This window comes from Streptomyces sp. SM1 (assembly GCF_002910825.1).
GTDB lineage: Bacteria > Actinomycetota > Actinomycetes > Streptomycetales > Streptomycetaceae > Streptomyces > Streptomyces okerensis.
This window is the reverse complement of record NZ_NEUB01000355.1, coordinates 1-1364: the sequence shown is the minus strand read 5'-3', so window position 1 is coordinate 1364 and position 1364 is coordinate 1. Positions and strand designations below refer to the sequence as shown.

At 71.1% G+C, this 1364-nt stretch carries 1 protein-coding gene; it reads right to left on the bottom strand.

The window, feature by feature from the left end:
* Positions 1 to 1364: DNA primase (gene dnaG / locus B9S61_RS08845; RefSeq protein ID WP_103541758.1), on the bottom strand; the 1364-nt coding region annotated here is incomplete at both ends.

Here is a 1364-nt window from a genome sequence, read left to right as displayed (position 1 = left end):
TGCTGCTGCCGGCCGGGGGCGGGGGCGGGCCCCTTGCCGCCGCGGTCGCGGGCCCAGCGGGCCAGCTGGGCGACCCGCTTGACGACGAACTGCGTGTCGAGGATGCCGAGCATCCCGGCGAGCTGGACGGCGACCTCGTGCTGGGCGCCGCTGTTCTTGATGCGCGCGACGATCGGGGCGGCCTCGTCGAGGGCGCCCGCCCGGCCGGCCGGGGTCTCCAGGTCGTAGCGGCGGACGACCTGACGGAGCGCGAACTCGAAGAGCGGGGTGCGGGGTTCGGCCAGTTCGGCCACGGCCTCGTCGCCCTTGGCGAGGCGCAGGTCGCAGGGGTCCATGCCGTCGGGGGCGATGGCGATGTAGGTCTCGGCGGCGAACTTCTGGTCGTCCTCGAAGGCGCGCAGGGCCGCCTTCTGGCCGGCCGCGTCACCGTCGAAGGTGAAGATCACCCGGGCGCTGCCGTTGTCCATGAGGAGCCGGCGCAGGATCTTGATGTGGTCGCCGCCGAAGGCGGTGCCGCAGGTGGCGATGGCGGTGGTGACGCCCGCGAGGTGGCAGGCCATGACGTCGGTGTAGCCCTCGACGACGACCGCGCGGGACGCCTTCGCGATGTCCTTCTTCGCCAGGTCGATGCCGTAGAGGACCTGCGACTTCCGGTAGATCGCGGTGTCGGGGGTGTTGAGGTACTTCGGCCCGTTGTCCGCCTCGTAGAGCTTGCGGGCGCCGAAGCCGACGACCTCCCCGCCGATGTCGCGGATGGGCCACATCAGGCGGCCGCGGAAGCGGTCGATGGGGCCCCGGCGGCCCTCCTGGGAGAGGCCGGAGAGGACGAGTTCCTTGTCGCTGAAGCCCTTGCCGCGCAGGAAGCGGGTGAGGTGGTCCCAGCCCTGGGGGCTGTAGCCGACGCCGAAGTGCAGGGCCGCGGCCTGGTCGAAGCCGCGGTCGGCGAGGAAGATCCGGCCGGTGTCCGCCTCGGGGGAGGTCGCGAGCTGTTCCGCGTACCACTCCGCGGCGATCTTGTGGGCCTCGACCAGGCGGATGCGCTCGCCGCGCTGGTGGGTGGGGTTGTACCCGCCCTCCTCGTAGCGCAGGGTGATGCCGGCCTGTCCGGCGAGCCGCTCGACCGCCTCCGAGAAGGACAGGTGGTCGATCTTCATCACGAACGTGATGGTGTCGCCGCCCTCCTGGCAGCCGAAGCAGTGGAAGAACCCCTTGCTCGGGCTGACCTGGAAGGACGGCGACTTCTCGTCGTGGAAGGGGCAGAGACCCTTGAGGTTCCCGCCGCCCGCGCTGCGCAACTGGAGGTACTCGGACACCACGGCGTCGATCGGGACCGCGTCCCGAACCGCCTTCACGTCCTCATCATT